Here is a 6,000-nt window from a genome sequence, read left to right on the forward strand (position 1 = left end):
GTTAGTATACTAGTTTTTTTAATATTTATATGATTTATTTACTGGTATACTTATTTAAAAGCAAATTTGTGGAGGCATTATATTGGAAAAAGTATGGGAAGATTTATATGAATCAGCTAAAAATGTACAAAATCCAAGAGAAGTTTCTGAAAGAATTTATGCGGGTGGTGTAGCTGCAGCTATTGAAGCATCTAGTGGAAAAATTTACACAGGAGTATGTGTTGATACATCGTGTACTCTTGGAATATGCGCAGAACGAAATGCGATATTTAACATGATTACTAATGGTGATAACGAAATAAAACGAGTAATTGCTATTATGTCTGATGGAAAGACTGGGGCACCATGTGGAGCATGTCGAGAATTAATGACACAATTGATGCCTAAATCTTATCAACATGTGGAAATTATGCTTGATTATAAGAAAGAAAAAGTAGTTACGTTAGGGGAATTAACTCCAGAATGGTGGATATAGTTAATGAAATAAGAGTGATTTTATGATTATCTGGACCATACAACCATATAGTGTATATCAACAACTGAAAAGTAAAGGTCAATTTTATTGTGATCCTGAAAAATCAGAAAACTTGAAAGAAAATAATTTTCAAGTTGCTTATAATTGGATGATTAAGCAAATGAAACGAAGAAAAATTTTGCCACCTAGGGATGTAAAAGTACTATTGTGGGCTTGGTATCGTAGAGATTATAAACATGTACGTCCCGATTTTCGTTGGATAAGAGATAGTGAGATAGAAGTCTGTATGGAAATCAATATACCTGAAGAAAAAGTTCTTTTAAGTGATTTTGAAGCTTGGCATTTTGTATTGAATGATTGGTATTATTCTCTTGCAACCAATGAACAAGAGTGGGAACGATTAGAGAAAAAATTTGATAGCTTGCCTGAAAGAAAGAAAAAACAAGTTAAAGAAAAATCGTGGCAACGAATATTTGATACTGATATTCGACATGGAAAATGGACGAGCAATGGTGAGACAATTCAGGCTTGTTTTTGGATGTTAGAAATGAGTCAAGTACGAAAAGCATGGTTGCTAAAAAAAGGAGAGAAAGTTCAGGAAATATACTCAGTAGATTGAATGGTATTTCCTACAATTACCAAAAGCACCATCAATAATTGTGTAGTAAAATAAAGAAGTAAAACAATAATTTTAAGTGACGAAGGATAATATTTGAATATTTACTATCTTTAAGGTATAGGAAGTGAGACTATGGCAACCTTTATTGTAGGAAATACTAGGAAAGTATTTAATTTTGGTACAAGTAAAGTTTGGGACTTTTCTGAAGCGTATAGGAATGCAAGCAATGGCGATGTAATTCAATTCCAAGCAGGAACTATAATAAATTTAGGACAAAATAAATTTACAATTGAGAAAAACCTCAGCTTTGTTGGTGATATGAAAGATGACGGAAGTTTAACTACATCTATCAATGGGACTATCTTAGTTACTAAAGGACATCAAGTTTCGTTTGAAAAGATGATTTTGAATGACAATATTGATAGAACTGTAGTTACTGTTAATGGTGCAGATGTCGTTTTAAATCAATGTATTATGCGCAATTTTAGTAATACTAATAAGAAAGTTTTATTGTATGCTAACGATAATGCACAAGTGAAAATTATGAACTCCATAGTAGATACATCTGATCAAAAAAGATGGGATACAATTAAGACTTATCAAGCAAATTTGGTAATTGAAAATACAACACTTGATAAAGTTTCGATTTGGGCATCCGAAAATAGTAATTGTAAATTAACTAGGGTTGAAAGTAGTAGAATTCGCAGTACAAATGCAGTATATGCGATTAGATCTAATGTAGAGATTGAAGATTCAAAAATAATTAACGATGGTATAGATGGAGAAAATAAGTACCCAACCGTCTTTTTAAATCAATCTAGTTTGAAATCATATAATTCAACTTTAGGTAATCAAGATGAGGTAGAAAGTGTTCATTTAGAAAAACATTCTGTATTTGAATCAAATAATGATTACATATATAAATTAGTAGCATATAGCAGTCAAGTATTTTTAAGTAATGCGACAATACAGTTGATTTTCTTGTTGACCAATCGTTCTTCAGGTTATGCAAATAGTGTACATTTTAATGAACATTCAGAAAGTATAATTAACATTCTAAGTACAGATGAATCTGTGTTATACATAAAAAATGCAGTATTTGAAGAAATAATTGATCCTAATGTCAGAGTAGATAATGAAGCTTTTGTTGCTATTGATAAAATTGATTTTGTAAATGGTAATCCAGATGATATTTTAATGGAAGCTAAAAATGGCGGTAAGTTAATTTATGATGGACAACATGATCAAAAATCAACATCAGAAAATAAAGAATCAGTAGGAGATACAACTAATAAAACTCAAAGTGAAGATTCAAATGTAGCATTAGAAAAATTAAATAGCTTGATTGGCTTAGATAAGGTTAAGAAACAAGTTAAAGAGTTTATTAACTTGAATATTATCAACCAAAAGCGTAAAGAACAAGGACTTCAAGTAGTTAATACTAGTATGCATTCATTGTTTTTAGGTAATCCAGGTACAGGTAAAACGACTGTAGCACGAATTATAGGAGATGTTCTTTATCAAAAACAAGTAATCAGTAGACCAGATGTGATTGAAGTTTCACGTGCAGATTTAGTAGCTGAATATGTTGGCCAGACTGCATCAAAAACTAGAGAAGTATTAAAATCAGCTTTAGGTGGAATTCTCTTTATAGATGAAGCATATACTTTAAGCAATGGTGGAGAGAATGATTTTGGACGTGAAGCTATTGATGAAATTTTGAAATTTATGGAAGATAATCGCGATGATATTATGATTATTTTTGCAGGTTATCCAAAAGAAATGAGAAAGTTCCTCAAGATGAATTCAGGTTTGAAGAGTCGTATTCCAAACGTTTTTGATTTTGAAGATTATACTGCTGATGAAATTGTAAGAATTGGTTTATTTGACCTAAAGAAACGAAATTACACTGTTGATGAATTGTATTATGAAAAGGCACTTAAAGATTACTATGACAAAGAAAATGATCATAGTAATGGGCGTTGGATCCGCAATGTCAACGAAAAAATTATGAAAGCTCAGGCATTGCGCTTAGCAGAGAGCGATAATATAAGCGTATATTTACTTCAAGAAATAACGCAAGATGACATTAACCAAGTTGTAAATAAAGATTTAGAAATAAATTCAGCCGACGACGCTTATGCTAAGCTTAACTTATTGATAGGTCTAGAAAAAGTTAAACAACAAGTTTCTAAATTTATTAATATGAGTGTTATTAATAATAAGCGTAAAGAGCAAGGGTTAGCAACTTCTGCGGTAAGTTTACATTCGCTATTTTTAGGTAATCCAGGTACAGGTAAGACAACAGTTGCTCGAATTATGGGACAAATTTTGTTCCAAAAGGGAGTTATCCGTAAACCCGAATTAGTTGAAGTTTCCAGAACAGATTTGGTAGCAGAATACGTTGGTCAAACAGCCCCTAAGACTAGAGATGTGTTAGAGTCTGCCTTAGGAGGAGTCTTATTTATAGACGAAGCATACACTTTAAGTTCAGGTGGAGGTAATGATTTTGGACGTGAAGCTATTGATGAAATTATGAAATTCATGGAAGATCATCGCGACGACATCGTAATTATCTTTGCAGGTTACACCAAAGAAATGGATCAATTCCTTAAGATGAACTCAGGTTTGAAGAGTCGTATTCCAAATGTTTTTGACTTTGAAGATTATACTGCTGATGAAGTTGTGCAAATTGGCTTATTTGACCTATCAAAGAGACAATACATTTTAGAAAATGAAGACACATATTCAGAAGTAGTAAAAGATAGTTACGAAAGTACTAATGATCATAGCAATGGACGCTGGATTCGTAATGTTAACGAAAAATTGATCGCAATCCAGGCTGAAAGATTAGCAAGTAGTTCAAATGATATGGATGATATAGATATGCTAAAGACAATTACTGAAGAAGATTTACTTAAGTTTAAGGATAGTGAATTTCTCAATAAACTGTGTTAAAATGTAAAATGAATTACATGTGAGATATCATTGTGGCAATTTGAAAATAATTAATTACCTTTGCTAAAAATATTTTTAAGGATAAAAAATGTGCTCCCCATATCTGGTGGGGGTGATCCTTATATGTTTTAGTTAAAGATGGGTGTTCCCCATTTTATGGGGGATAATTGCTACAAAGCTTAGTAATTGAATAATATTGAAAGATCTATCAGATAGTTTTCTGGTAGATCTTTTTATTATAGAAGAAAAATAGTATAGATATGTTAATTATTTTTAGTTATAAAAAATTTATCATGATATATAGGTTAAAAAGAAATTTAGAAAATAATTATAATAATTAACAGAAAATAATTTTTAGTAGTTGATTAAACATGAAAGATTCAAGTATAATTAAGATAGAAAAGGTTACCATATAAGGATTAAGTAAGTGATAAAAAGTAAGCCATAATAAAAGAGGTGATTACTATGTTATCAAAGAAAAACAGGATATTAGCTACAAATTACAAACAGAGATGGGCCATTCGTAAATTGACTGTTGGCGTTGTTTCTATTTTATTGGGGGGAACAATGTTATTTATCAGTGGAACTACTGTATCAGCTGATAATTTGATCCCAAAAAATGAAAGCGTTTCAAAAGTTGAGGAGGAAGTTCCGAATAATAGTATAACCGAGGAAAAATCAATAAATACTTCTTCAGAGGTAATAACAAAAGAAACTAAAGGAACTGACACAACAATCGATAAAACTACCTTGAATGTATCTGAAATAGATCAACAAAATAATGTTGCTTCTTCAGAAACAGTTCCAGAAAAAGTTCAGGAAATCACCACAATGAGTGATGCTTCAGTAGAATTAGATAATAATACTCCTACTTCAGAAGTAGAAAAAGTTCAATCTCAGCCAACTGTTTTCAGTTATCAACCTAAAGAAAGTGATTCAAGAAAAGCAGAGGATGGAGATAATGCTGTAATTTACTGTGCTATTGTTCGAGAAGTAACGATTGTTAAGCCTAATGGTGATGAAGAAATACTTCCTTATGAAAGTATGGATACTTATTATGGAATAGAGTCAGAGAATGATGATTTACTACTGATAAACTTTAAAGCAATTGATGTTCCAACAATCCCAGGGGCAAAATCACCAGTTATTCCAGGAATTTCACAAACTGTTAATTCATTTATGGAAGACGAAATTGAAGAAATTCTAGACACTTCATATGTTAATCCTCCAGTTCAAAGAATTAGTGGAATAGTTATACCTCTTCCTGAAGAAGAAAAATATGATGAGCTTTACTATTTATATGAATCAAAATACGAAGAACATGAAAAGGAGTTCGCAAAGGAAGATATAAAATTAGAAGGACCCGATGTATTATTAATTAAAGAGAAGTATCAATATATATTGGATAATGATCCAAAACCTATAGAAGAAAAAGAAGAAAAGACAATCACGCGAACAATCAATGTACACTTGCCAAATGGTGAAGTTCAAACAACAAGACAGCCAGTAACTTTGGAAAGGAAGTACACGAGTGTAGCAGGCAGCGACGAGAAGAAATATGGACCATGGACCGTAGGTCGTTGGGAAAGCTTTACAGCTCCAGAACAAGAAGGCTACACAGCAATTCCAGGCACAGTAGATGAAGTAGAAGTAACTTCAGAAAGTTTGGACGCAGTGGTAGACATCTACTATCGAGCAGATGAACCAGCAATAGTAGAAGGAAAAGAAGAAAAGACAATCACGCGAACAATCAATGTACACTTGCCAAATGGTGAAGTTCAAACAACAAGACAACCAGTAACTTTGGAAAGGAAGTACACGAGTGTAGCAGGCAGCGACGAGAAGAAATATGGACCATGGACCGTAGGTCGTTGGGAAAGCTTTACAGCGCCAGAACAAGAAGGCTACACAGCAATCCCAGGCACAGTAGATGAAGTAAAAGTAACTT

At 32.2% G+C, this 6,000-nt stretch carries 4 protein-coding genes; all 4 read left to right on the forward strand.

Annotation, left to right across the window (positions count from 1 at the left end):
- Positions 1-82: 82 nt before the first annotated feature.
- Positions 83-475, forward strand: coding sequence for a cytidine deaminase (locus NOU10_RS08710; protein ID WP_081561573.1), 393 nt, complete (start codon positions 83-85; stop codon positions 473-475).
- A 22-nt stretch (positions 476-497) separates the two neighbouring features.
- Positions 498-1,094, forward strand: coding sequence for a DUF3841 domain-containing protein (locus NOU10_RS08715; RefSeq protein ID WP_255906599.1), 597 nt, complete (start codon positions 498-500; stop codon positions 1,092-1,094).
- A gap of 132 nt (positions 1,095-1,226) precedes the next feature.
- The gene (locus NOU10_RS08720) at positions 1,227-4,052 is read left to right on the forward strand and encodes an AAA family ATPase (protein WP_255906600.1); all 2,826 of its coding nucleotides are present in this window, start codon (positions 1,227-1,229) and stop codon (positions 4,050-4,052) included.
- 465 nt (positions 4,053-4,517) lie between these two features.
- A partial coding sequence (locus NOU10_RS08725; RefSeq protein ID WP_255906602.1) for a YSIRK-type signal peptide-containing protein occupies positions 4,518-6,000 on the forward strand: 1,483 nt, incomplete at its 3' end.

Source organism: Ligilactobacillus sp. MP3 (genome assembly GCF_024436335.1).
GTDB lineage: Bacteria > Bacillota > Bacilli > Lactobacillales > Lactobacillaceae > Ligilactobacillus > Ligilactobacillus salivarius.

Excerpts from the sequence above, each read along its gene's own strand:
- NOU10_RS08720 (WP_255906600.1), top strand. The coding sequence starts at position 1,227 with ATGGCAACCTTTATTGTAGGAAATACTAGGAAAGTATTTAATTTTGGT.
- NOU10_RS08715 (WP_255906599.1), top strand. The coding sequence starts at position 498 with ATGATTATCTGGACCATACAACCATATAGTGTATATCAACAACTGAAA.